Origin of the sequence: Halomonas sp. DP5Y7-2 (genome assembly GCF_019802025.1) — a bacterium.
In the GTDB taxonomy this organism is placed as follows: domain Bacteria; phylum Pseudomonadota; class Gammaproteobacteria; order Pseudomonadales; family Halomonadaceae; genus Halomonas; species Halomonas litopenaei_A.
The window spans coordinates 1-20,732 of record NZ_JAHVHY010000008.1 but is presented as its reverse complement, the minus strand read 5'-3'; the positions used below and the strand labels follow the sequence as shown (position 1 = coordinate 20,732).

Here is a 20,732-nt window from a genome sequence, read left to right as displayed (position 1 = left end):
TGTCGTGCCTTCGCGACAATCATGCAGGGGTGCGTCGAATTGACGTCCATCGTAGCCATGTTTGCCGTCTCGACCGAGGCAATGACAAGAGATTTCATCATGAGTATTCAGGCGACCATTGAACACAAGCTCGCGGCTCTCGAACCCACCGAAATGGTGGTCGAGAATGAAAGCCACATGCATAGCGTGCCGCCGAATTCGGAAACCCACTTCAAGGTGACGCTGGTGTCTGAGCGTTTCGCCGGCCTGATGCCGGTCAAGCGTCACCAGCAGATCTACTCGTTGCTGGCCGATGAGCTGTCCGGCCCGGTGCATGCCCTGGCCCTTCACCTCTACACCCCTGCCGAGTGGCTGAGCCGTGGCGCGGCACGCCCTGACTCGCCCAACTGCATGGGTGGCTCGCGCTCGTGACGCCTGAGCCGACACGACTGGCCTATCTGGATGCCATGGGGCTGACCGCTTGGGTCGCCCGGTATCAGTTCCCCAATGCGCGGGAAACCGAGGTCTGTGACTGGCCTGAGCTGGAGCCTCAGCAGCCGCCGGAAACGGGGGCCCGAGGCTTGCACGCGCTGTTGGATGAGGTGCCTGCAGCGCGCAGCCACGAAGCTGCCCAGGACAGCAGCGTCGCCGTCACGGCGGCGTCCACTGCCCAGGCGCCGTCTCCAGAGCCGTCTCAGCCTGCAGCGCCGGTCGCCCGCAAGGCGAGAGCACTGCTGGGCGATATGGTGCCTGATGATGAGGCGACCAGCGCCATACCGGCACTGGACAGCGAAGAAGAGGGTGTCGAGGACGCCGAGCCGCTGCGCTTTGTCTGCCAGGTGGCCTGTCTCGATGGACGCTGGTTGTTGTTGGTGGCCCAGCAGGCGCCGTTGGGCGTGGAGCATCAGCGGCTGCTGTTCAACATCCTGCACAGCAGTGGAGTGACGGCCGAGCAGCGCCCGGTATTCGAGACGCTGACCTGGCCTCTGGCGGAAGGGTTGCCGGTCAGGCGTCCTCTGGAAGAGGCTCGTCAAGGGCTCAAGGCCTTCGTGGCTGGTCGAGCCCGGCGAGGCTGGGCGCCTGAACGCGTGCTGGTATTCGGCCACGAAGACGCCTTGATGCAGGTCCTGGGTGAAGCTGGGCAGGCTGCCGGCGCCGAACCGACAGCGGCCAGTGAATCAGGGCATTCCAGCACTCTGGCACTCCCCCAATGGAGTGGGCCAGGCCTTGATGAGCTGCTGAGCAGTGCGACGGCCAAGCGCCGTTTGTGGGTGTCGAGTGCCGATTGGCAAACCCTATGGCAACAGGGCCGCGAGGCATGACGACCGGATCCGCCGGGCGGGGTGCTGGGCAGCAGCCTGGACGGGGCGCCGAGCCCTTCGTGGTGCGCCAGTTGAGGCCTGATGACCTGGCTGCTCTCGAGGCTCTCGAGGCGTCCCAGACCCATCGACTGTCTCGGCCACAGGCCCTTGAGCAGGCCTTCGTCGATGAGCAGCGCCTGCTGCTGGGAGTCGAGGGTAGCAACGGAGGTCTAGCCGCCTACGCGCTGGTGTCGCGGCTGCCCTTTGAAGCCGAACTGGAGGCCATACTGGTGGCCACTGATGCGCGGCGCCAGGGGCTCGGTCGTTTGTTGCTGTCGCAGCTGGTAGAGCAAGCAAGAGATTGGGGGGCAGAAAGGCTGCTGCTGGAAGTCCGCGCGGATAACGCTGAGGCGATCGCCCTCTATCGTGCGCTCGGCTTCACCCAGGATGGGCTTCGCCGCGCTTACTATGCTGCCCACTGCGCAGCCCACGAGCCGGGTGGTGAACGCGTCGATGCGGTGTTGATGTCGTTGACGCTGGCCTAAGCGCGCGAGATGCAAGGGGCTCTCTTTAAGGGGCTCTCTTCAAGGGGCTCTCTTCAAGGGGCTCTCTTCAAGGGCTCCTCTTGGAGCCCTCGGATCGGGCGGTGTGGCTTATGGTGCTTAGATCGTGCTGCTTAGATCGCGGTGCCTAGATCGTGATGCCTGGATGGTGATGCTTAGACGCTGTGCGCCGGTGCTGGCTGCGTGCTGCCCTGTTCTGCATCCACGTCGTCGAGTTGGCCCAGGATCGCCGTCAGACGGCGCTCCCACTCCTCACGCTCCTGCTTCAGTCGAGCGTTTTCCTCGCGCAACTCCTCAGCTTCCAGTTTCAGCAATTCCAGGGCCTCCAGTGCGCTGGTGACCTTCTTTTCGAGTTGGTTGAAGAGTTCCGTGCTCATCCTCGTCTCCTGACATGACGTGGGGTGAGGGCGCAACGCGCGCCCCGATGGCACGAGCGTAACGCCGAGCTCGTCGGTGGACAAGCGTCGCGACGCGGCGACGCTGTCTGATAGAGAGTGCGGGCATCGGTCCGGGGCACAGCGCAATGGTCGAGAGGCCCGGAAAGCACGTCGCAAGGGGCGGTAAGAGGGCTCAGCTCGACGTCGTATGACGCCGATAGAGTCGCCCAAAACTGTCGCCCGCCTTGACCTCCCGGTGTAGATGCCAGTGCTTCGGTACGCTCAGCTCCAGTCCGCTTTCCACCTCGACATAGATCCAGGCATCGTCGGTCAGCCAGCCTTGCTCCAGCGCAGCACAGCAGGGTTCGGCCAGTGCCTGGCGGAAGGGCGGGTCGATAAACGCGATGTCAAACGGTACCTCGGGCGGGTTCGAGAGCATCGTCAAGGTATCTTGAGTGATCACCTCGGCGCTGCTGATGGAGAGCGTGGCCAGGTTGTCGTTGATGGCCTTGGCGACCTGGCCATCACGCTCGACGAAGGTGGCGGCCCTGGCGCCGCGTGATAGCGCTTCCAGGCCCAGGGCGCCGGTGCCGGCGAACAGGTCCAGCACTCGCTTGCCGTAGAGCGTACCGCCAAGCCAGTTGAACAGCGTTTCGCGCACGCGATCGGGCGTCGGGCGCAGGCCTGGTTTGTCGAGGACGGGCAGCAGTCGGCGTCGGTGGTCGCCACCGATGATACGCAGCTTGCCAGGGGCGCGGCCTGTGGCTGCTGTTTTGGCGCCGGGACGGGGGCGCGGTCGAGAAGGGCGATGTCGGCTCATGGCGAGAGATTTTACCCGTGCCGAGTGGCTGCGTCATGCCAAGGACGGCCTCAGCGTCATCTTTGTTCGTCGGGTGGTGGTTGGGTTGGACCTTGAACGGCGCAAAAGCCGCTGACAGGTCCGCCAGTGAGTTCGACAGCCTGCCTTGCGAGTCCACAGAAGACGGGCAGGGTGGTAGGATGTGGCGGTTCGTTCACCGGCTGAGGCGGCAGGTCATCCATGTTCGGTATTTTCAAGCGCAAGAAGAAGCAGTCGGGTGAAACACCCGTTGAGGATCAGCAGTCACAGGACCTGGCATCCCGCGAGGAAGAGACGCGGTCGAGCGAGGGTCCTGCTGAGACGCCGGATCACGCTGAGTCGTCCCCCGATGCGGCACCTCGGGCTGATGAGGAAAGGTTGACTCCGGCCGCTGAGCACGGGGCAGACTCGGATGTCACATCGGCGCAACAGCACAGCGAGTCTCAGCAGCAAGCAGCTGGCGAGCCTGCCGAGGCGCTGGTGCCGGAGCCCATCGAGCCTGACGCCTTGCGTGAGGCCAGCACCTCTCAGGCCGAGCCCGAGGCCGCAGCCACACCTGCGGCCAAACCAGAGCGCGAGCCGGGTGCTGAGTCAGGGGTTGAGACAGCGGCTGGGCAAAAGACCGAGCGAGATATTCAGGCAGCGTCGGAGGCCTCCGAAACAAGGACGCCTGCCGCTGATGCCGCTCCCCAGCGACCCGTCGAGACCGAAGCGGGGCACGAGAATGCGCCGACGGTCGAGGCGTCGCCAGAGCCAGAGCTAGAGCCCTCCTCTCAGCGTCTCGAGCACGCCGAGGTCATCGAGCCCAACCGCTCCAGCGGCCCTGCGCTGCAGGAAAAGCCGAGGGCCGCGGCTGCCGATAAAGGTGCAGAGAAAAAGGGGTGGTTTGCCCGCATGCGGGCGGGGCTGGGCAAGACCCGGGCCAATCTTAGCGATGGGCTGGCCGACCTGTTCATGGGGGCCAAGCAGATCGATGACGACCTCATCGAGGATATCGAAACCCAGCTGCTGATGGCGGATGTAGGGATCGAGGCGACCAGTGAGATTATCGAGGCACTGACCGAGCGAGTGTCGCGCAAGGAGCTGAAGGATCCCGAGGCGCTGTATCGTGCCCTGCAGCAGGAGTTGGCCAGTATGCTGGGGGCGGTCAGCGACCCGCTGACTCTGACCACGGAAGATGGCGGACCCTTTGTGATTCTCGTGGTGGGCGTCAACGGAGTGGGCAAGACCACCACCATCGGCAAGTTGACCCAGCGCTTCCAGCGCGAGGGCAAGAGCGTGATGCTGGCGGCGGGAGATACCTTCCGTGCCGCCGCGGTCGAGCAGCTCAAGGTCTGGGGCGAGCGCAACAGCGTTCCCGTGGTGGCTCAGCACACTGGTGCCGACAGTGCCTCGGTCATCTACGACGCGGTGGCCGCTGCGCGGGCTCGCGGAGTCGACGTGCTGATCGCCGATACGGCGGGGCGTCTGCACAACAAGTCCCACCTGATGGAAGAGCTGAAAAAGGTTCACCGCGTGATGGGCAAGCTGGATGCCAATGCGCCCCATGAGGTCATGCTGGTACTGGATGCAGGCACTGGCCAGAACGCTCTGTCCCAGGCGGCGACCTTCAACGAGGCCGTGCCGGTCAGCGGGATTACTCTGACCAAGCTCGATGGCACCGCCAAGGGCGGCGTCATCTTTGCCCTGGCGAAGCAACTCAAGACGCCGATTCGTTTTATCGGTGTCGGCGAGAGCCTCGATGACCTGCGACCGTTCAAGGCAGAGGATTTTGTCGATGCCTTGTTTGATCGTCGCTCGAGTGACGGCGACGAATGATCGCCTTCGAGCACGTCGGCAAGCGCTATGGAGGGCGCTTCGAGGCGCTCTCCAATATCGACTTCCGTGTTTCCCGCGGAGAAATGGTGTTTCTCACCGGGCATTCCGGGGCCGGCAAGAGCTCGTTGCTGCGTTTGATCATGCGCCTGGAGCGCCCGAGTCGAGGGCGCGTGCTGGTGGCCGGACACGACATCGACAAGCTGCACTCGAGCCAGCTGCCCTTCTACCGGCGTCAGATTGGTGTGGTGTTTCAGGATCACCAGCTGCTGTTTGATCGCTCCATCTATCACAATGTGGCGCTGCCGCTGGAAATCCGCGGACTACCGCCGCGAGATACGGCTCGACGTGTGCGTGCCGCCCTCGACAAGGTCGGCCTGTTGCACCGTGAGAAGGCCTTGCCGATCGAATTGTCCGGTGGTGAGCAGCAGCGTGTTGGAATCGCCCGTGCCGTCGTCAACAAGCCGGCCCTGCTGCTGGCCGACGAACCCACCGGTAATCTGGACCCCCAGTTATCCGCTGACATCATGGGCTTGTTCGAAGATTTCCATCGCATCGGCACCACCGTGATGATTGCCAGCCACGACCTGGCACTGATTGCGCGCCTGCGTCACCGGACCCTGCGCCTGAGCGAGGGACGGCTGGTGGGTGATGAGGAGGCTGCGTGAGTCTGGATCCCCCCCGTAGAAGAGCGGCCACGCCGCGCAGCACTGGAGCCCGCAGTCGGGGTGCCGCCAGGTCGGACCGACCAGCCGGTCGAACCGCGGTTACGCCGGCCCAGGGTGGTGCCCGTCAGCAGTCCGCCAGGCCGCAAGGACAGTGGCGGTCATGGCTGCGTCATCACCGGGCCATGTGCCTCGACAGCCTGCGCCGGCTGATTCGCCAGCCGGTGGGCAGCCTGCTGACCATGCTGGCCATCGCCATTGCCTTGGTGCTCCCTAGTGCGCTGTGGCTGTCCCTGGACAGTGCCAAGCTGGTCGATGCAGAGCTCGATGCCAGTGCCACTTTGACCGCTTATCTGGACAAGGGTGTGGATGAGGCCCAGGCCCAGCGTATTCTCGAGGCCATCGATGCACAGTCGAATATCGCCAGTACGCGCATGATTACCGCGGCTGAGGGCATGGCGGAGTTCCAGCAGGCGCTTGGTCTTGACGACGCGCTGGCCCGACTCGAGACCAATCCTCTGCCCGCTTCGGTGGTGATATCGCCGCAGTCGCCGTCACCCGAGGCAATGACGGCGTTGTCCGAACGGCTGACGGCCATGCCGGGCATTGCCGAGGTACGCCTTGATCTGGCCTGGATCGAACGCTTGCGGCAGCTGGCCGAGGTGGGGCGGCGTGTCACGCTGGCGTTAGGCGTACTGTTCGGACTGGGGGTGTTGCTGGTGGTCGGCAACACGATCCGGCTGGCGGTGGAGAATCGCCGCAAGGAAATCGAAGTGGTGACGCTGATTGGTGCCACCCATGCCTTCGTGCGCCGCCCGTTCCTTTACAGTGGTGCCTGGTATGGGCTCGGCGGTGGCCTGCTGGCCTGGGCATTGCTCACCCTTGGCAGTGACTGGCTGTCAGCCCCGGTAGCGTCGCTGGCTGCGAGCTATGGGGCACACTACCAGCTGCCCGCGCTGGGGGCGGCTGGTTCTACAATATTGCTGAGTTGTAGTACACTATTGGGCTGGTTAGGTGCCTGGATCGCCGTCAGTCGTCATCTGGCGGGCATCAAGCCCCGCTAGGTCATCACGTTGCGCACGGTCATCTCATAGCGCACGTGAGTCGTCAGCGAAGCCTGAGGCGCCACCAGGTGGTTTCGTCGGATGCACCCTGAAGGGCTATACGACGAAAGGGGAACTTTTTGAGCGTGTGTTCCTCCAAGGTGCATTCGAAATCTTGTTGGTCTTCGAGGAGACAATCTGCACATGAGCAACAGTCTTCTGCCGGTGGGTCATCTATCACCGGGGCACGACCTGAACGGCTACATTCAAGCCGTCAACCGCATTCCCCTGCTGACGGTGGAAGAAGAGCAGGATCTGGCCCATCGCCTCCAACAGGAAGGTGATCTGGAAGCCGCCCGCCGTCTGGTCATGTCCCATCTTCGTTTTGTCGTGCACATCGCACGCAGTTACTCCGGCTATGGGCTTCCCCAGGCTGACCTGATTCAGGAAGGTAATGTTGGCCTGATGAAGGCGGTCAAGCGTTTCGATCCGACCCAGGGCGTCAGGCTGGTGTCCTTCGCCGTGCACTGGATCAAGGCGGAAATCCACGAGTTCGTGCTGCGCAACTGGCGCATCGTCAAGATCGCCACCACCAAGGCCCAGCGCAAGTTGTTCTTCAACCTGCGTGGTGCCAAGAAGCGTCTGGCCTGGCTGAACAGCGACGAAGTCGATGCGATTGCCAAGGATCTGGACGTCAAGCCAGAGGTGGTGCGGGAAATGGAAGGCCGGCTGGCCTCCCACGATGCCGGCTTCGATGCTGCTCCGTCCGATGACGAGGAAAGCGCGTATCAGGCCCCGGTGCATTATCTGGATGATGCCAGCCAGGATCCGGCGACTCAGCTTGAGGACAGCGACTGGGAAGAAGACGCCACCCGTCGCCTGCAAGGAGCGCTGGCGGACCTGGATGAGCGTTCCCGGGATATCCTGACCCAGCGCTGGCTAGCCGAGAACAAGGCGACGCTGCACGAGCTGGCGGACGTCTATGGGGTATCGGCTGAGCGGATTCGTCAGCTTGAGAAAAACGCCATGAAGAAGATTCGTGAGCGTCTTGGCGATGCCCTGGCTGCCTAAGCGGCGGTAGGGGAGGTCCCTTCGGCACTGGCCTGAACGCAAGCCTGAACGCAAGCTATGTTCAGCAGCAGTGCCAGCCCACGAAAAGAAGCGCCCGAACCGTCAGGTTCGGGCGCTTTGCGTAAAGACCGGTCCGTTCGCGGCAGCCCTCAGAATCAGGCGGGCACCGCGCTGTCTCTGAGCAACTGAGACGACAGCGCAGGCCACTGATCTTCCCAGTACTCGGTGGGACGGTGGCGATAGTCGCTGCGCACGTACTGGGCGATACGCCCCTCGATCTGTGCTGTCAGTAGATTCGCGCTGGCGCTCGCCGGCATGGCCAGACGACGTCCCTCACGAAGTTCCGCCTCGCGGAGTACCTGCTTGAACTGGGTTTCCAGGCGCTCGAACAGCTGGTGAATGCGCAGGCGTAGCCTGGCGGTTTCACCGGTCAGTACATCGCCGCCGAGCAGGCGCGACAGTCCGGGGTTCTTCTCGGCAAAGGCCAGCACCAGGGTCATGATCTGATGGCAGCGTGGCAGCGCCTCCTGCTGCTCGTCGAGGATACGCGTGATGCGTTCAAACAAGGTTTCCTCGATAAAGCTGATCAGACCTTCATACATCCTGGCCTTGCTCGGAAAGTGGCGATAGAGCGCGGCTTCCGAGACGCCCACCTGTCGGGCCAGGGCAGCAATGGTGATGCGCTTGCCGCTGTCTTCCTCCAGCATCAGGGCCAGGGCCTGCAGAATCTGGTCCCGCCGGCTTGGGGTGTTTTCCTGCGTCATGGTGTCGAGTTCTTTATCGTTGATGGCCCGCCAGGCTATCCGGCGGGCGAGTTCCCTTGCGATTCGACGATCTGGCTGGCGAACCGCATCTTCCTTGCGTGTCAGTCTTGTTGGCGCCGCTGGGCGGTATCAGTCAGGTGCGTGGTTGGTGATCAGGGTGCCGACGCCGGCATTGGTGAAAATTTCCAGCAGGGTGGCGTGGGGCACGCGGCCATCGACGATATGGGCGCTGACCACGCCGCCCTTGACCGCATCCAGCGCGCAGCGGATCTTGGGCAGCATACCACCATGAATGGTGCCATCGGCGATCAATTCGTCGACCTGCGCGGTAGACAGCCCTGTCATCACCTCGCCGTCACGGTTCATCAGGCCTGCCACATTGGTCAGCAGCATCAGCTTTTCAGCACCCAGCGCTTCGGCCACCTTTCCCGCTACCAGGTCGGCGTTGATATTGTAGCTATGGCCTTCGCCATCGACGCCGATAGGAGCGATGACGGGAATGAAGTCCCGCGCGGCCAGCATTTCGATCAGGTCCGTGGAGACATGCTCCACTTCACCCACGTGGCCGATATCGATGATTTCTGGAGCGGTCATTTCCGGGCTCTGGTGTTCCACCTTGAGCTGGCGAGCCCGAATCTGCGCGCCGTCCTTGCCGGTGAGGCCGATGGCCTTGCCGCCGCACTGGTTGATCTGATTGACGATGTCCTTGTTGACCAGGCCGCCCAGCACCATTTCCACCACGTCCATGGTCTCGGCGTCGGTCACCCGCATGCCACCGACAAAGCGTGACTCGATGTTGAGCTTCGCCAGCAACTCGCCGATCTGAGGGCCTCCGCCGTGGACCACGACGGGGTTGATCCCTACTTCCTTCATCAACACCATGTCCCGTGCGAAGGAGTCGATAAGGGCATCTTCGGTCATGGCGTTGCCGCCATACTTGACCACTACGGTCTTGCCGGAAAACTTCTGGATGTAGGGGAGGGCCTCAGAGAGGACCTCCACCACCAGGCGCGGATCGTGAGCCTGTTCGCTCATTGGCGTAGTGTCTCCTGCGGGTTCAGTTCGGAAGGGTGAGCGAGGCGTCTACCGCCGCCAGAGCCTTGGCAAAACGCTCGCGAATGCGTGCCAGGGCATCACCATCATTGCCCTCGAAACGCAGCACCAGCATCGGCGTGGTGTTCGACGCGCGGCACAGGCCCCAGCCGTCAGCGTAGTCCACACGGATGCCATCGAGGGTCGTCTTGACGCCGTCGTCACCGAAATCCCCCTCCCGAGCCAGGCGATCGACCAGATCGAACTTGGTCTCGTCGGTCACTTCGATATTGATCTCCGGCGTGCTGATGTTCTGCGGATAGCGATCAAAGAAAGTGTCGGCGTCACCGTCGAAGCGGGACAGGATTTCGAGCAGGCGGGCCGCGCCGTAGAGACCGTCGTCAAAGCCGTACCAGCGCTCCTTGAAGAAGATGTGGCCGCTCATCTCGCCGGCCAGCAGGGCGCCGGTTTCCTTCATGCGAGCCTTGATCAGAGAATGACCGGTCCGCCACATCTCAGGCGTGCCGCCGGCTTGCTCGATCACCTCGATCAGCTTGCCGGTGCACTTGACGTCGAAGATGACGCGGGCGTCCGGATTGCGGCTCAGCATGTCTTCGGCAAAGGCCATCAGCAGGTGGTCGGGGTAGATCAGTCGCCCCTTGGGGGTGATCACACCCAGGCGATCGCCATCGCCGTCGAAGGCCAGGCCGATATCGGCGCCGTGCTCGGCCACTGCCTTGATCAGGTCCTTGAGGTTTTCTGGCTTGCCCGGATCCGGGTGATGGTTCGGGAAGGTGCCATCGATCTCATCAAACAGGGGGATGGTGTCAGCGCCCAGTGCCTTGACCAGCTGTGGGCCAAGCTCACCTGCGACACCGTTGCCACAGTCGACCACCGCCTTGATCTTGCCGGATACCGAAACGTCACCAAGGATGCGTGCGAGATAGGCCTCGCGAACGTCCTGCTCGGAGACCTGGCCCTGACCTGAACGCAGATCACCGTTCTCAAGACGCGTGTAGAGCGCGGTGATCGCGTCGCCGGACAGCGTCTCGCCGCCAAGGACCATCTTCAGACCGTTGTAATCCGGCGGGTTGTGGCTGCCGGTCAACATGACCCCGGAACTGGTGCCGTCGAGAGTATGGGTCGCGAAATACAGCACCGGGGTCGGCACCATGCCGATGTCGATGACATCGCAGCCGCTGGCGGTGAGGCCGCGGGTCAGGGCCTGGATCAGTCGGGGGCCGGACAGGCGGCCGTCACGGGCGACGACCACCCGGGTTTCCCCGCGGTCCTGGGCCTCGCTGCCGATGGCCTGGCCAATGGCTTCGACCCCCGCCTCGGTCAGGGTGTCGTCGACGATGCCGCGAATGTCATAGGCACGAAAGATCGTGGAAGGTACGTGTGTCATGGGCAGGTCCTTTCCTTTTGACGTAGCGCTGGGTCAGGTGAGTCGCGATCAGTGACGGCCAGAACTGCCGAAGCCGCCATCGCCGCGCAGGCTGGCGGAGAAGTCGTCGACCACTTCCAGGTTGGCTTGAACCACCGGCACCAGCACGTACTGGGCGAGGCGTTCAAAGGGTTCCAGGGTGAAGGAGCGGTCCGAGCGGTTCCACACGGACACCATCAGTTCGCCCTGATAGTCAGAGTCGATCAGGCCGACCAGATTGCCGAGCACGATCCCGTGCTTGTGGCCGAGGCCTGAGCGCGGCAGGATCAACCCGGCCAGTGCCGGGTCGGCAATGTGGATGGCGAGGCCGGTGCGCACCAGCTCGCAGTCTCCTGGCGCCAGCGTCAACGGCGCATCGAGCAGCGCATGCAGGTCCATGCCGGCGGAGCCTTCAGTGGCATAGCGCGGCATGCGGTCCTTGATGCGCTCGTCGAGTATCCTGACCGCCATGGTGGGGCGAGTGGCTGTGCTGGACATGCAAAATCCTTGAGTCGTGAGAGCGCTTCCGGCCCCCGTGTTGAGCGTAGTGCAGCGACCGCATGGTCGGCCGCAGTGATACAGTGCCACGGCACCGCACGACCGGCGCGAAGTGTCAGTCGTGGTGCTGGCGAGCGGCAAGACAGGCGCTGGCCTGGGCGATGACAGCCTCGGCCAGGCGCGTCTTGTCCTGTTCGGCCTCGTGGCGTGTGTTGACCTGGTCGCCGTCGCGCCACATCAATAATGCCGCATTGCGATCGGAGCCAAAGCCGAGTCCTGCGCGGGAAACGTCATTGGCCACGATCATGTCAAGATTCTTGCGCCTGAGCTTGTCCTTGGCGTAGCGCTCGAGGTCACGGGTCTCGGCGGCGAAGCCGACAATCAGGGGGCGTGGGTGACGACTCGCCAAGGTGGCAATGATGTCCGGGTTCTTGACCAGTGTCAGCGTCAGACCGTCCTCGCCTTCCTGCTTCTTGATCTTGTGTTCGGCGGGTGCCGCGGCGCGGTAATCGGCCACAGCTGCACAGCCAATGAAGATGTCGCACTCGGCGACTAGGCCTTCGGCCGCGGCGAGCATCTGCTCAGCGGTATCCACATCCATGCGAGTCACTCCGGCCGGGGTAGGCAGGCTGACAGGCCCAGCGATCAGCGTGACCCGGGCGCCGCTGTCGCGAGCTGCCTGCGCCAGCGCAAATCCCATCTTGCCCGAGCTGTGATTGCTCAGGTAGCGCACCGGATCCAGAGGCTCGCGCGTCGGCCCTGCGGTGATCACGATATGGGGCGCCACTGCGGAAGGTGGTGTGCTCGTTTCACTCTGTGCCGCGACAGTCGCCTCTGTGGTATCCCGGAACAAGGCCGTGACGATCTGCTCGGGCTCCATCATGCGTCCAGGGCCTACATCACCGCAGGCTTGATCGCCTTGATCGGGGCCCAGCAACTGCCATCCATCGTCGCGCAGCTGGGCGGCATTGCGCGCCGTAGCCGGATGGCTCCACATGGCCTGGTTCATGGCCGGTGCCACTACTCGTGGCGCATCGCTAGCCAGACAGGCGGTCGTCAGCAGGTCGTTGGCCATGCCCTGGGCCAGGCGTGCCATGAGGTCGGCAGTTGCGGGGGCGATCAGGATCAGGTCGGCCCAGCGTGCCAGCTCGATGTGCCCCATGCCCAGTTCCGCATCCGGATCCAGCAGTGATGTCCTCACCGCACGTCCCGTCAGCGCCTGCAGCGTCAGCGGCGTGATGAAGGCCTGTGCCCCTTCCGTCATGACAACCTGGACCTCGCAGCCTGCCTGCACCAGCAAGCGAGCCAACACAGCACTTTTATAGGCAGCAATGCCAGCGCTGATACCAAGCAGCACACGCTGTCCTGCGCGCAGCGCCGGAGGGCCATAGCGCGTAGAGGAAGATGGTTGAAGCATGCAAAACGATCCACGACCGGGGTAAGAGTCCTACCTTACCACCGGTGTCGGATCATGCGTAGCCGCGCACCCCCGTCCCAGGTCATCGCTGATGCCACTAGACTCATCAGGTATGTCGGCGCTCGCCGACACTGGCGCGCATCGCTACCCAGGGAAAGGCCGCCACCCACAGCGGGACAAGGCAGCGGGAGGGCGGTCAGACAGGCAGACAAGAAGGGCAGACAACAAGAGCTGACTAGAAAGGCTGACAAGAGGGGCTGACAAGAGAGGCTGACAACAGCGGGCGGCCAGAGGGGCGGATAACACAGGCTGACCAGAAAGCGCGGCAAGAGCGCTGTTCATAAAGGAGACAGGGATGTCGATACGGGATTGGCCTGAAGGAGAAAGGCCCAGGGAAAAGCTTTTAACCATGGGGCCCGGTGCGCTGTCAGATGCCGAGCTGCTGGCGATCCTGCTGCGCGTCGGTGTGGCAGGGCGCTCCGCCGTGGACCTGGCTCGGGATGTACTGGTGGCGTTTGGTGGCCTGCGCGCGCTGCTTGAAGCTCGCCAGCAAGAGGTCTGCGCCCAGCGCGGCCTGGGGGTGGCGACGTTCGTCCAGCTGCAGGCTGCCCAGGAGATGTCGCGCCGGCACCTTGCGAGCCACCTTGAACGGGGTCAGCCGTTGGATTCCCCCAGTCGAGTGAGGGCCTTCCTGGCCGCCCAGCTGCGCCACCTTGACCACGAAGTCTTCGCCGCGCTGTTTCTCGATAGCCAGCACCGAGTGATTCGATTCGAGGTGTTGTTCCATGGCACGTTGGACAGCGCCTCGGTGTATCCGCGAGAAGTCGCCAAGAGGGCGCTCGCTCTGGGGGCCGGAGCGCTGATCCTGTGTCATAACCATCCGTCCGGCGTTGCCGAGCCCAGCGGCGCAGATCGACGAATTACCGAACGACTGAGGGAGGCGCTGGGGCTGTTCGATATCCGTGTGCTGGATCATTTTGTGGTGGGAGACGCAGAAGTGGTGTCATTTGCCGAGCGAGGGTGGGTATAATACGCCGCGCGCAGGAACCGGGTGGTTATCGGCGGCGTCTACGACGCATGACGACACCGGGATCCTCTACCATCGACAACGCCACGCCACCGCCGTGAACGCACCCTTGCCGCTTCGATGCAACACACGAGACAGGCAACGGCGCGAACGGGATGGCGAAGCTTGGCGTAACTCTTGCCCAGGCGGCAGGGTTCTGGTATAAAGTGCACCCTTTGAATTCCCTTGGGTTGAAAGCACGGGGCTCATGACAGGGCTTGAGGTTGCTGAGGCTTGATGACTGCGGATCTGCGTCGACACCGCGCGGCGGGTTTGCGACACAGGCTGACAGGCACGCCACTTATTCAGTTAAGGTTCTCGCCCTTCCCGGTTTGCCCGACAGGTTTTGAACAACTCGCCACGCGGTTGGAGGCTCTCATGTCCAAAGTATGTCAGGTTACCGGCAAGCGCCCGGTGACTGGTAACAACGTTTCACACTCCCAGCGCAAGACACGTCGTCGTTTCTTGCCGAATCTTCACAGCCATCGCTTCTGGGTCGAGTCCGAAAAGCGTTTCGTGACTCTGCGCGTCTCTTCCAAGGGCATGCGCATCATCGACAAGAAGGGCATCGACGAGGTGCTCAGCGATATTCGTAAGCGCGGCGACGCCATCTAAGGATGTCGTCACTCGGAGCCTGTAGAGCGTAGCTCGTATCACAGGTTCCGGCCGACTTGAATGACTGGCCTGGTGTGGCGAACGTACCAGGCAGCAATCTGGGAGAATTCTCATGCGTGACAAGATTCGTCTGGTGTCCAGCGCCGGTACCGGCCACTTCTACACCACCGACAAGAACAAGCGTAACACTCCGGACAAGATGGAAATGAAGAAGTTTGATCCGGTGGTTCGCAAGCACGTGATGTACAAGGAAGCCAAGATCAAGTAAGGCTTGATCTCGCTTCCACCGCAGGCGAGCCGCCTGTCGACGAGAACCCGGCCCCGAGGTCGGGTTCTTGCGTATGAAGGTGCTGACGCGGCGCCTGGCGAGAATGTGTCGCCTGACGTCCGGATATCAGCCTCACTGCCGCAGGTGCAACATGCCCGAGTTGCCTGAAGTCGAGACGACCCGGCGCGGTATCGCTCCCCATGTGGAAGGGCGAGAAGTGCGCGAGGTGCTGGTGCGTCAGTCGCGCCTGAGAGTGCCCGTGCCCGAGACCCTTGCCGAGCGCCTGGTAGGGGCGCGGATTGGTCAGATTCGTCGTCGCGCCAAGTACTTGCTGTTGCCTGTCCTGTCTCCCTCGGATAGCGCTACGGCGGACGAGGTGGAAGCGCCCCGGGAACGGGGTACCTTGCTCTGGCACCTGGGCATGTCGGGCAGCCTGCGGATCGCTCGTCTTGGCGATCTGCCGAAGAAGCATGACCACGTCGACCTGGTGCTCGAAGGCGGCGCGATTCTGCGCTACCACGATCCTCGTCGTTTTGGCTTTGTCGATTGGCTGCGCGAGGACGAGTCTCAGGATACGCGATTGTCGCGTCTCGGCCCTGAGCCGCTATCGCCAGCGTTTGATGGCGCTCGCCTGTACGCCCTTTCCCGTGGGCGGCAAGCCGCGGTGAAGCCGTTTTTGATGGACAATACTGTGGTCGTTGGCGTGGGCAATATCTATGCCAGCGAAGCGTTGTTTCTGGCGGGAATCGACCCTCGGCGAGCAGCCGGGCGCATCGGCCGCGAGCGCTATGACAGGCTCGCCGCGGCTGCCAAGGATGTACTTGCCGCAGCCATCACCCAAGGGGGCACGACGCTGCGTGACTTTGTCAGCGGCACCGGCGAGCCAGGCTATTTCGCTCAGCGCCTCAATGTCTATGGTCGCGCTGGAGCGCCCTGTCGCCGCTGCGGCGGCGAACTCAAGCATGTGACCCTGGGGCAGAGGGCCAGTGTCTTTTGTCCTCGCTGTCAGCGCTGATAGCACTGGCACCTCCACACCTTAGATATCTTGAAGAGAGTGATCACCGTGACTCGACCGCTGCGCTTGAAAAAGAATGCCGATCGTCGCCTCAAGTCTGGCCATCTATGGCTGTATTCCAACGAGGTCGATACCACCGAGACACCGCTCAAGGCATTTGAGGTTGGCGAACAGGTCATCGTCGAAGCCGCCAATGGCAAGCCCATGGGGCTGGCCTATATCAACCCGAACTCGCTGATCTGTGCACGTATCGTGTCGCGTGATCCGAGCCAGCGCCTGGATCGCTCGCTGCTGGTGCATCGCCTCAACCAGGCGCTGGCCCTGCGTGATCGCCTGTTCGACAAGCCTTTCTACCGTCTGGTGCATGGTGAAGCCGACCTGCTGCCCGGTCTGGTGATCGATCGCTATGCCGACGTGCTGGTGGTACAGCTGAACACAGCAGGCATGGAAGCGGTGAAGGACGAGCTGCTGGATGCCCTCGACAAGGTGGTATCGCCAGGGTGTGTGGTGTTGCGCAATGACACCAGTGGCCGTCGTCAGGAAGGTCTTGGCGAAACCATTGAAGTGGTCAAGGGCGCGCTTCCCGACCAGGTGCTGCTGGAAGAAAATGGCGTGCAGTTTATCGCCCCCGTCATGGACGGGCAGAAGACCGGTTGGTTCTATGACCATCGCGTCAACCGTGCCTGGTTGAACCAGCAGGTCGCCGGCAAGCGAGTGCTGGACCTGTTCAGTTACGTCGGTGGCTGGGGTGTCCAGGCGGCGGCCCATGGCGCCAGCGAGGTCTTGTGTATCGATGCCAGCGAGTCCGCACTGGACCGCGTCGCGGAGAACGCTGCCCTCAACGGTCAGCACGAACGCGTCGCCGTCGGTCATGGTGACGCCTTCGAGGCGCTGGCCGCGCTCAAGGCAGATGGCGAGAAGTTCGACGTGATCGTGCTCGACCCTCCCGCCTTCATCAAGCGCCGCAAGGATATTGCCAACGGTGAGCGTGCCTATGCCCGCTTGAATCGCGATGCCATGCGTCTGCTGGGGCGCGATGGTCTGCTGCTGTCAGCCTCCTGCTCCATGCATCTGGCGCCGGAGCGTTTGACCGACGTCGTGCGCGGCGCAGTGCGCCATCAGGATCGCCATGGCCAGATCCTGTTCCAGGGACATCAGGGCCCGGACCATCCGGTGCATCCCGCCATTCCCGAGACCGCCTATCTGAAGGCGCTGGGCGTTCGCGTGTTTCGTGATTGAGGGCGGCGCGATACCCCCTTCCACGACGTCTGCTCCAAGGAGGGCGGGCGACATGATCGACCCTCGTTAAGGCGGGGGGATCAAGTGTCGTTCGAGTATCGATCAGGGCTTGTCCTTGTGGCGGGGTTGGGCGCATCGTGGCCAGTAAGGCTGCGGCCCTTGCAACGATAAGGATATCCGCCATGAACGACGTGCCCTGGACGATGGTCTTCTCCGACAGCAATGCCCTGATGGTGGGGCATGTACGTAACCTGCTCAATGGAGCAGGCATACCCACGGAGCTTCGCAACATGACCCTGGGGGGTGGTGCCGGCGAGTTGCCACCGCTCGAGTGTGAACCCCAGGTGTGGGTGGCCGAGCACAATCGCCAGCGCGCCGAGGCGGTCATTCATCAGGCGTTGCGCGCATCCTCGCCTGGGGGCGAGTGGCGCTGCCGGGTGTGTGGTGAGGAGCTGGAGGTCGCCTTCGATACCTGCTGGTACTGTGGTACCGAGCGCGAGGATCAGAAATAGTGTCTGTCTGCAGCCAGCCCAACTGGGACCTGCCTAATCCCTTCGTCATCGACATCCTTGTGACAGCGGATGCCATCGACCACTACGGCCACGTCAATAACGCCCAGTACCTGCGCTGGGTCGAACAGGCCAGCTGGGCACACTCGGCTCAGCTAGGTCTGACCTTGGATCACTACCGGGCGTTGGATCGTGCCATGGCGGTGCACCGCCACGAACTCGATTATCTGGCGCCAGGGTTTGAGGGCCAGCAACTGGCCATGGCGACCTGGATCGTGGCCTGTGACGCACGCCTTACCCTGACACGTCGATTCCAACTCTTCCGACCCGATGATGGGGCGACCCTGTTGCGGGCACGCACGCGCTACGCATGTATTGCGCTGTCCAGCGGTCGTCCACGTCGTCTGCCTCCTGAGTTTGTCAGCGCCTATGGGGGGGCATTGGTGGCAGAGGCTTAGAGCGTGGAACCTCGCTTTTCGGCCGAGTGCTGTCGATGCACCTGGCTATCTGCGAATACCTGTGCTGACGGCGGCGATCGTTTCTGCTTCCTGCTTTCCCTTTCCTTCTGCTTCCTGCTCTCCCTTGCCATCCGTGCTCTTGCTTATTCTCTTTCCCAGAGAGATGCGGAGTAGGTCGGCTATTTTTTGTTATTCATGCCGCGCCTCTTTAAGAGATATCGGTTTTGTTTGTAGGAAATAGTGGACAATGCTAGATGAGGCGGCATTACCTCTTTTCAGTAACTGCTTTCCTGCTCTCGGCCTTTTTATGTCAATCCTTCTATCGTTGTGCTTTTTCGCTACGACATTCATTTCTGGTGCATTTTTCCACTTTCACTCCTTGAGGTAGCATCACGCTACTGTCAACCACCTCAGCAGTGGCTGGGGGTCAATGTTAGAGACATTATGTGGCTGGCAATCTTGAGCCGAGTCACGATAGTTGTCCGCCATAACGCCGAACGAGGTGTCGCGGTAGCCGTGCTGTTGCCACGCTTCCGGATGGCCAGCCACGCAGGGTGGTGGGTGAGTTGGGTAGAAGAAAATGAAGGGAAAAAGATAACGACGCTAAGGATGGAAGCCAGGAATAGACGCTAGGGGTGGAAGTTAGAGGCGGAAGTTAGAGATAAAAAATCAAGATGGGAATGAAAGATAGAAGTCGAGATAGCAATTCGAAAAAGAAGTTAAAGGTAGCCACTTTGAGTGCGTGAATCAGCATAACAATATGACGGCTCAACGTCGTCAATAAAACGTGGAGCAGGCCAGGCCAGCGACCACGAGTCAGTGTCTCTTGCAGGGGAATCTCATAGATGATGGTGCATTGCGTCGACGCGTCTAGGCCGGGCGTGGCGTTTCTTGTTGACCCGAGGTGTTTACGCCTGATTGGCGCAACACTGTTGGCGATGGTGGCGTGCTGTCCGACCTCGGTACTCGCCCAGGTACAGCCACCGGTGTCGCTGCCTTCAGCGGTTCCACCCAATGCCACCTTCAACGAAAACTTCATTCGTGACGATCAGCAGCGCTTGCTTGAGCAGCAGCGTGAACGCCTGGATCAGCTGGAGCGCTTGCCCGGTGAGGCCGTGGTGGCTCCAGAGGTGCGCCCTGATGACGGGGGCTGCCTGGATATTCATGAGATTGAACTGGAAGGCGCGAGCCTGCTCAGCGAGAGGCAGCGAGGGCGGCTGTTGCAGCCCTATCTGGGACGCTGCCTGTCAGCAGCTGAGCTCAATGGGCTGCTGGGTGAGGTGACCCAGTGGTACCTCGAACGTGGCTACGTCACCACCCGCGCCTATCTGCCAGAACAGGACCTGACTCAGGGGCGGCTGCGGGTGGTCGTTGCCGAAGGTCGCCTGGAAGCGTTGGACAGCGGCGGAGTGCGACCTTCCCCCCGAGAAGTCTTGATGGCGTCACCCACGCGCCCGGGGGACATCCTTAATCTGCGTGATCTTGAACAGCTGATCGACCAGTTGAACCGCCTGCCATCACGCCGCGCCCAGATGGAATTGCTGCCGGGTGACGACCTGGGCGGCAGCCGCGTGCGCATCGACCCGGATGCCGGGCAAGGGCGCCCCGTGCGCGTCGCGCTGGGTCGCAGCAATGACGGCAGCCGCGAGACCGGCGAGCAGCAGTGGACCCTGGGCGGCGAGTGGGACAGCCCTCTGGGGCTGGCCGATCAGCTCAGTCTGCAGTTCGGTCACGATGTCACTGGCGCCCCCGGCATTGGCTCCAGCAACCAGTATTTGGCCTATCGGCTGCCCTGGGGGCGCTGGAACTTTCGCTATCAGTACAGCCGCAGCGACTATCGCAGCATCGCCCGCGCCGATGGGTTTCGCTTCGACCTGGACGGTGCCAGCGAGCGCCACAGCCTGTCGGCCGAGCGTCTGATGCACCGGGACCGCGTCAGCACCACCTCTGCCAGCGTCGGCGTCAGCCGGCTGAGCACGCGCAATGACCTGGACGAAACGCGCATCGAGGTCAGCAGTCAGCGTCTTAGCGAGCTGAGCCTGGGGTTGAACCATGGCCGCCGCCTCGGGCGTGGGCTGATCAACGCGGACTTGGGCTGGCACAAGGGCCTCGACATCCTGGGCGCCCAGGACGATGACGACCAGCCCGCGGGGTCGCCCAAGGCCCAGGACGAGCGCACCACCCTGACGCTGAGCTATGCCCGACCGTTCGAGGTGCTGGGCCAGTCCCTGACCGTGACCAGCCTGGCCAGCGGCCAATGGAGCGACGATGCCCTTTACAGCCCCCAGCGGCTTAGCCTGGGCGGCCAGCACTCGGTGCGTGGTTACAAGGACCAGACCCTGAGCGGTGACAGCGGGGGGTACTGGCGCAATGAGATCAGCTGGGCCCGTCCGTTACCTGCGGAGGTCCCCCTGGTGGATCGGCTCGAGGCAAGCCTTGCCTACGATGTGGGCGTCATCCGCCACGATGACGATAGCGGCGACCAGCACGGTCGTCTCAGTGGCATGGCCCTGGGGCTTGGCGTCAGCGGCGACTACCTCAGTGCCAGTGTCACCCTGGCCAAGTCCATTGACCGTCCCGATGCCATCGATCATCGCGAAAGTCCCGTCTATTTCACCGTTCAGGCGCGCTTCTAGTGGCCGCGCCAGATACGTGCCATGCCCTCCAGGAGGGACGTTTGATGAACCCACGCCGTCCGCTGTTTCGCCATCTGGCCATCGTCATGATCAACGCCCTGTTCTGGCATCCCGTGGTGGTGCTGGCAGACGGCATC

General features: G+C 62.6%; 22 protein-coding genes. 15 read left to right on the top strand and 7 right to left on the bottom strand.

The window, feature by feature from the left end; all coding sequences use genetic code 11:
• Positions 1-99 precede the first annotated feature (99 nt).
• The 3 genes from KUW18_RS15560 to KUW18_RS15550 are packed head-to-tail and all read left to right on the top strand — an operon-like array spanning position 100 to position 1,825.
• Positions 100-411: a BolA family protein gene (locus KUW18_RS15560; RefSeq protein WP_206940397.1), complete on the top strand. Its 312-nt coding sequence runs from the start codon at positions 100-102 to the stop codon at positions 409-411.
• On the top strand, positions 408-1,301 hold the full coding sequence (locus tag KUW18_RS15555) for a hypothetical protein (RefSeq protein ID WP_222561807.1): 894 nt from the start codon (positions 408-410) through the stop codon (positions 1,299-1,301). Before KUW18_RS15560 ends, KUW18_RS15555 begins: the two co-directional genes overlap by 4 nt.
• A complete protein-coding gene (locus KUW18_RS15550) occupies positions 1,298-1,825 on the top strand; it encodes a GNAT family N-acetyltransferase (protein ID WP_222561806.1) in 528 nt (175 codons plus the stop codon). Before KUW18_RS15555 ends, KUW18_RS15550 begins: the two co-directional genes overlap by 4 nt.
• 173 nt (positions 1,826-1,998) lie before the next feature.
• On the opposite strand, the gene zapB is transcribed toward KUW18_RS15550, so the two are convergent.
• Both zapB and rsmD read right to left on the bottom strand, forming a co-directional pair.
• Positions 1,999-2,220, bottom strand: a complete 222-nt coding sequence (zapB, locus tag KUW18_RS15545) for a cell division protein ZapB (RefSeq protein WP_222486456.1) — start codon at positions 2,218-2,220, stop codon at positions 1,999-2,001.
• A 193-nt stretch (positions 2,221-2,413) separates the two neighbouring features.
• Positions 2,414-3,040 carry a 16S rRNA (guanine(966)-N(2))-methyltransferase RsmD gene (rsmD, locus tag KUW18_RS15540; protein ID WP_222561805.1) on the bottom strand — a complete coding sequence of 209 codons (627 nt, stop codon included), beginning with the start codon at positions 3,038-3,040 and terminating at the stop codon, positions 2,414-2,416.
• A 219-nt stretch (positions 3,041-3,259) separates the two neighbouring features.
• Between rsmD and ftsY the strand changes: the two genes are divergently transcribed.
• The 4 genes from ftsY (at position 3,260) to rpoH (ending at position 7,652) form a co-directional block, all read left to right on the top strand.
• Positions 3,260-4,876 (top strand): signal recognition particle-docking protein FtsY, encoded by a 1,617-nt coding sequence (gene ftsY / locus KUW18_RS15535; RefSeq protein ID WP_222561804.1) that lies wholly within the window; start codon positions 3,260-3,262, stop codon positions 4,874-4,876.
• Positions 4,873-5,541: a cell division ATP-binding protein FtsE gene (gene ftsE / locus KUW18_RS15530; protein WP_206940388.1), complete on the top strand. Its 669-nt coding sequence runs from the start codon at positions 4,873-4,875 to the stop codon at positions 5,539-5,541. The genes ftsY and ftsE overlap by 4 nt, the downstream gene beginning before the upstream one ends.
• A 2-nt stretch (positions 5,542-5,543) precedes the next feature.
• Positions 5,544-6,602, top strand: a complete 1,059-nt coding sequence (gene ftsX, locus KUW18_RS15525) for a permease-like cell division protein FtsX (protein ID WP_261396753.1) — start codon at positions 5,544-5,546, stop codon at positions 6,600-6,602.
• A gap of 183 nt (positions 6,603-6,785) precedes the next feature.
• A complete protein-coding gene (gene rpoH / locus KUW18_RS15520; protein ID WP_206940385.1) occupies positions 6,786-7,652 on the top strand; it encodes an RNA polymerase sigma factor RpoH in 867 nt (288 codons plus the stop codon).
• 155 nt (positions 7,653-7,807) lie between these two features.
• Here the strand turns inward: rpoH and slmA are convergent, their stop codons facing one another.
• The 5 genes from slmA to coaBC all read right to left on the bottom strand — a co-directional run bounded on the left by slmA (position 7,808) and on the right by coaBC (position 12,789).
• Entirely contained in the window at positions 7,808-8,416 is a 609-nt protein-coding gene (gene slmA, locus KUW18_RS15515) for a nucleoid occlusion factor SlmA (RefSeq protein WP_206940382.1), read from the bottom strand.
• A 129-nt stretch (positions 8,417-8,545) separates the two neighbouring features.
• The gene (gene argB, locus KUW18_RS15510; RefSeq protein WP_206940380.1) at positions 8,546-9,451 is read right to left on the bottom strand and encodes an acetylglutamate kinase; all 906 of its coding nucleotides are present in this window, start codon (positions 9,449-9,451) and stop codon (positions 8,546-8,548) included.
• A gap of 22 nt (positions 9,452-9,473) precedes the next feature.
• Positions 9,474-10,856, bottom strand: coding sequence for a phosphomannomutase/phosphoglucomutase (locus tag KUW18_RS15505; protein WP_206940377.1), 1,383 nt, complete (start codon positions 10,854-10,856; stop codon positions 9,474-9,476).
• A gap of 48 nt (positions 10,857-10,904) precedes the next feature.
• On the bottom strand, positions 10,905-11,345 hold the full coding sequence (gene dut, locus KUW18_RS15500) for a dUTP diphosphatase (RefSeq protein WP_374107049.1): 441 nt from the start codon (positions 11,343-11,345) through the stop codon (positions 10,905-10,907).
• A gap of 142 nt (positions 11,346-11,487) precedes the next feature.
• Positions 11,488-12,789 carry a bifunctional phosphopantothenoylcysteine decarboxylase/phosphopantothenate--cysteine ligase CoaBC gene (coaBC, locus tag KUW18_RS15495; protein WP_206940373.1) on the bottom strand — a complete coding sequence of 434 codons (1,302 nt, stop codon included), beginning with the start codon at positions 12,787-12,789 and terminating at the stop codon, positions 11,488-11,490.
• Between the two features lie 355 nt (positions 12,790-13,144).
• Between coaBC and radC the strand changes: the two genes are divergently transcribed.
• The 8 genes from radC to KUW18_RS15455 all read left to right on the top strand — a co-directional run bounded on the left by radC (position 13,145) and on the right by KUW18_RS15455 (position 20,595).
• On the top strand, positions 13,145-13,819 hold the full coding sequence (gene radC, locus KUW18_RS15490) for a RadC family protein (protein WP_206940371.1): 675 nt from the start codon (positions 13,145-13,147) through the stop codon (positions 13,817-13,819).
• A gap of 414 nt (positions 13,820-14,233) precedes the next feature.
• Entirely contained in the window at positions 14,234-14,470 is a 237-nt protein-coding gene (rpmB, locus tag KUW18_RS15485) for a 50S ribosomal protein L28 (protein ID WP_206940369.1), read from the top strand.
• Positions 14,471-14,582: 112 nt separating this feature from the next.
• On the top strand, positions 14,583-14,738 hold the full coding sequence (rpmG, locus tag KUW18_RS15480) for a 50S ribosomal protein L33 (protein WP_016856547.1): 156 nt from the start codon (positions 14,583-14,585) through the stop codon (positions 14,736-14,738).
• A gap of 151 nt (positions 14,739-14,889) precedes the next feature.
• Positions 14,890-15,753 carry a bifunctional DNA-formamidopyrimidine glycosylase/DNA-(apurinic or apyrimidinic site) lyase gene (gene mutM, locus KUW18_RS15475; RefSeq protein WP_206940367.1) on the top strand — a complete coding sequence of 288 codons (864 nt, stop codon included), beginning with the start codon at positions 14,890-14,892 and terminating at the stop codon, positions 15,751-15,753.
• Positions 15,754-15,801: 48 nt separating this feature from the next.
• On the top strand, positions 15,802-16,992 hold the full coding sequence (locus KUW18_RS15470; RefSeq protein WP_206940365.1) for a class I SAM-dependent rRNA methyltransferase: 1,191 nt from the start codon (positions 15,802-15,804) through the stop codon (positions 16,990-16,992).
• Positions 16,993-17,174: 182 nt separating this feature from the next.
• Complete coding sequence (locus KUW18_RS15465; RefSeq protein WP_206940363.1) at positions 17,175-17,504, top strand: DUF2007 domain-containing protein; 330 nt, start codon at positions 17,175-17,177, stop codon at positions 17,502-17,504.
• The gene (locus tag KUW18_RS15460) at positions 17,504-17,959 is read left to right on the top strand and encodes an acyl-CoA thioesterase (RefSeq protein ID WP_206940361.1); all 456 of its coding nucleotides are present in this window, start codon (positions 17,504-17,506) and stop codon (positions 17,957-17,959) included. Before KUW18_RS15465 ends, KUW18_RS15460 begins: the two co-directional genes overlap by 1 nt.
• A gap of 845 nt (positions 17,960-18,804) precedes the next feature.
• On the top strand, positions 18,805-20,595 hold the full coding sequence (locus tag KUW18_RS15455) for a ShlB/FhaC/HecB family hemolysin secretion/activation protein (protein WP_261396719.1): 1,791 nt from the start codon (positions 18,805-18,807) through the stop codon (positions 20,593-20,595).
• Positions 20,596-20,732 lie beyond the last annotated feature (137 nt).

What these genes read in the sequence shown, in the direction of transcription:
- KUW18_RS15560 (WP_206940397.1), top strand. Translation starts at nt 100, where the DNA reads ATGAGTATTCAGGCGACCATTGAACACAAGCTCGCGGCTCTCGAACCC.
- KUW18_RS15550 (WP_222561806.1), top strand. Translation starts at nt 1,298, where the DNA reads ATGACGACCGGATCCGCCGGGCGGGGTGCTGGGCAGCAGCCTGGACGG.
- zapB (WP_222486456.1), bottom strand. Translation starts at nt 2,220, where the DNA reads ATGAGCACGGAACTCTTCAACCAACTCGAAAAGAAGGTCACCAGCGCA.
- rsmD (WP_222561805.1), bottom strand. Translation starts at nt 3,040, where the DNA reads ATGAGCCGACATCGCCCTTCTCGACCGCGCCCCCGTCCCGGCGCCAAA.
- ftsY (WP_222561804.1), top strand. Translation starts at nt 3,260, where the DNA reads ATGTTCGGTATTTTCAAGCGCAAGAAGAAGCAGTCGGGTGAAACACCC.
- ftsE (WP_206940388.1), top strand. Translation starts at nt 4,873, where the DNA reads ATGATCGCCTTCGAGCACGTCGGCAAGCGCTATGGAGGGCGCTTCGAG.
- rpoH (WP_206940385.1), top strand. Translation starts at nt 6,786, where the DNA reads ATGAGCAACAGTCTTCTGCCGGTGGGTCATCTATCACCGGGGCACGAC.
- slmA (WP_206940382.1), bottom strand. Translation starts at nt 8,416, where the DNA reads ATGACGCAGGAAAACACCCCAAGCCGGCGGGACCAGATTCTGCAGGCC.
- argB (WP_206940380.1), bottom strand. Translation starts at nt 9,451, where the DNA reads ATGAGCGAACAGGCTCACGATCCGCGCCTGGTGGTGGAGGTCCTCTCT.
- KUW18_RS15505 (WP_206940377.1), bottom strand. Translation starts at nt 10,856, where the DNA reads ATGACACACGTACCTTCCACGATCTTTCGTGCCTATGACATTCGCGGC.
- dut (WP_374107049.1), bottom strand. Translation starts at nt 11,345, where the DNA reads ATGGCGGTCAGGATACTCGACGAGCGCATCAAGGACCGCATGCCGCGC.
- coaBC (WP_206940373.1), bottom strand. Translation starts at nt 12,789, where the DNA reads ATGCTTCAACCATCTTCCTCTACGCGCTATGGCCCTCCGGCGCTGCGC.
- radC (WP_206940371.1), top strand. Translation starts at nt 13,145, where the DNA reads ATGTCGATACGGGATTGGCCTGAAGGAGAAAGGCCCAGGGAAAAGCTT.
- rpmB (WP_206940369.1), top strand. Translation starts at nt 14,234, where the DNA reads ATGTCCAAAGTATGTCAGGTTACCGGCAAGCGCCCGGTGACTGGTAAC.
- rpmG (WP_016856547.1), top strand. Translation starts at nt 14,583, where the DNA reads ATGCGTGACAAGATTCGTCTGGTGTCCAGCGCCGGTACCGGCCACTTC.
- mutM (WP_206940367.1), top strand. Translation starts at nt 14,890, where the DNA reads ATGCCCGAGTTGCCTGAAGTCGAGACGACCCGGCGCGGTATCGCTCCC.
- KUW18_RS15465 (WP_206940363.1), top strand. Translation starts at nt 17,175, where the DNA reads ATGAACGACGTGCCCTGGACGATGGTCTTCTCCGACAGCAATGCCCTG.
- KUW18_RS15455 (WP_261396719.1), top strand. Translation starts at nt 18,805, where the DNA reads ATGATGGTGCATTGCGTCGACGCGTCTAGGCCGGGCGTGGCGTTTCTT.